This is a genomic window from Megasphaera sp. DJF_B143 (genome assembly GCF_900320625.1).
Classification (GTDB): Bacteria; Bacillota; Negativicutes; order Veillonellales; family Megasphaeraceae; genus Megasphaera; species Megasphaera hexanoica.
In genome coordinates this window covers 1-2,576 of sequence record NZ_ONTA01000122.1, presented here as the reverse complement: position 1 = coordinate 2,576, position 2,576 = coordinate 1, and the positions used below count along the sequence as shown (strand labels likewise).

The following is a 2,576-nucleotide window of genomic DNA, read 5'->3' as shown; positions in this document are numbered from 1 at the left end:
GTCTATGGTCAGCCGTGAATTCTCGCCGATGGAACCGGTCGTCGTTACGGTCGGCGAAGTCAAAGCCGGCTACCGCTGGAATGTCATTGCCGAAAGTGCTCATCTCGGTGGCACATCCCGCTGCTTCAGCAAAGAAATCTTTACGGCTCTCCCGAAAGTCATCGATCGCATCGCCAGCGAAACAGCTGCCGCCTATCGGGCTACGGCTGTTACAAAAAATACAGTACTCTGCCCGCCGGTCATCAACGATGAACACATGGCTGCCGTTGTCCAGGGTGCATCCCGCAAAGTCATTGCTCCTGATGCTCCCGTAGCAGTTCCAGCCACCATGGGCGGTGAAGATTTCGCTTTCTTCATGGATAAAGTTCCTGGCTGCGTCTGCCAGCTTGGTATCCGCAATGAAGCTTGCAAAGCCGTTTATCCACAGCATTCCTGCTACTACACCGTAGATGAAAGTGCCCTCCTGGGCGGTGCTATGCTCTATGCGCAGACAGCACTGGATTTCAATGCTGAAAAATAATCTGTCCACGTCTCGTAAAAAGACCTGCCGCACATGCAGCAGGTCTTTTTATTACGTTCAAATTATCATTATACTTTTGCCATCTTAGACATGGATACATGTCCCGGGTCCCAGAAAATAATATCCCCCGTCCGGAGTGACTCAGAAACGTTGATCGTACGCTGGTTACTGGATCCTTTGAAGAGAAGGGTAACGTCTTTTTTCTCCAGGACAAATTCTCCATCGACGAGAACGTCAATATAGGACAGCAGCTCTTTCGTTTCCGGTACACTGGATACCATGCGCCCCAGAAGATCCCGGTCAAAAAGGTATCCCGTAAAGCACCATACATCCTTATGAGGATAGGTCTGCCGGACCCGCCGCAACAGAGGCAGCAGGCCTTTCTGATTGACTGGTTCCATGGGCTCTCCTCCCAGAAGAGTCAGTCCCTGATAGCATTCTTCCCCCAGTAAGGTTATAATCTTGTCTTCTGTTTCCTGTGTATATGGTTTTCCATAAGAAAAGTCCCAGGTCATGGGATTAAAACATCCTTTGCAATGGTGTGTACAACCGGATACAAATACACTCAGCCGCACGCCCGGACCATTGGCAATATCGTATTCTTTTATTTCTGCATAATTCATGACTCTGCCTCCGCGATGAAAGGAGGAGCTGTCTCAGGCAGACAACTCCTCTATGGTCAGACATTTTGCTGTTCTTATAAATGAAGCACCCGGTCCTTGATTTCCTGTGTACGCCCCTGATTCCAGAACTGGGTGCCGATGTATCCACAGGTCCGGCGGGCAACGGACATCTTGCTCTGATCCCGGTTGCCACAGTTCGGGCATTCCCAGACCAATTTTCCGCTGTCATCTTCTACGATTTTGATTTCACCGTCATATCCACAGACTTCACAGTAATCGCTCTTCGTATTGAGTTCTGCATACATAATATTGTTATATATGTATTTCATAACTGTCAGGACGGCCGGAATATTATTCTGCATATTCGGCACTTCAACATAGCTGATGGCGCCACCGGGCGAAAGGCGCTGGAAATCGGCTTCGAATTTCAATTTATGGAACGCATCAATCGGTTCCGTCACATGAACGTGGTAACTATTGGTGATATAATTTTTATCCGTTACACCTTTAATAATGCCAAACCGTTTCTGAAGGCATTTGGCAAAGCGGTATGTCGTCGATTCCATGGGCGTGCCATATACAGAATAACTGATATTTTCTGCCTGCCGCCATTCTTTGCATTTATCATTAAGACGCTGCATGACAGACAGGGCAAAATCCCGGCCTTCCGGTGTCGTATGGGATTTACCGAGCATGCGCATGCACATTTCATAGATGCCCGCATATCCGAGAGAAATCGTCGAATAGCCATTATACAGAAGCTTATCAATCGTTTCCCCTTTCTTCAGCCGTGCCAGAGCGCCATACTGCCAGAGAATGGGAGCTACGTCCGATACGGTACCGCAAAGCCGTTCATGACGGCAGCGCAGGGCCCTGTGACAGAGTTCCAGCCGTTCATCGAGGATGTTCCAGAATTTATCCATATCGCCATTAGACGAACAGGCCACGTCAACGAGATTGATGGTTACGACACCCTGATTGAAACGGCCATAAAATTTGTGGCTGCCATCGGGATTGCGCTGGGAATCTTCGACGGTAAGGAAGGACCGGCAGCCCATGCAGGTATAGACATTGCCCTGTTTCAGCTGTTTCATGATTTTTGCAGAAATGTAGTCCGGCACCATCCGTTTGGCTGTACATTGCGCAGCGAGTTCCGTCAGGTACCAATAGGGAGCGTCTTCACTGATATTATCTTCATCGAGGACGTAAATCAATTTCGGGAAAGCCGGTGTAATCCAGACTCCCTTTTCATTTTTGACGCCCTGCATACGCTGGTGCAACACTTCTTCAATAATCATGGCCAGATCGTCCCGGGTCTGACCTTCCGGCACTTCATCGAGATACATGAACATCGTCACAAACGGTGCCTGTCCATTGCAGGTCATGAGTGTAATAAGCTGATACTGTATCGTCTGGATACCGCTCTTTACTTC

General features: G+C 48.8%; 3 protein-coding genes. 1 reads left to right on the top strand and 2 read right to left on the bottom strand.

The genetic code is table 11. The features are described from left to right. On the top strand, nucleotides 1–520 hold a 520-nt coding region (locus tag DBO31_RS03675), incomplete at its 5' end, for a M20/M25/M40 family metallo-hydrolase (RefSeq protein WP_150824470.1). Between the two features lie 68 nt (nucleotides 521–588). Here DBO31_RS03675 and nrdG read toward each other — a convergent pair. Beyond that, nucleotides 589–1,143, bottom strand: coding sequence for an anaerobic ribonucleoside-triphosphate reductase activating protein (nrdG, locus tag DBO31_RS03670; RefSeq protein ID WP_075581795.1), 555 nt, complete (start codon nucleotides 1,141–1,143; stop codon nucleotides 589–591). Between the two features lie 74 nt (nucleotides 1,144–1,217). Next, a partial coding sequence (nrdD, locus tag DBO31_RS03665) for an anaerobic ribonucleoside-triphosphate reductase (protein ID WP_150824469.1) occupies nucleotides 1,218–2,576 on the bottom strand: 1,359 nt, incomplete at its 5' end.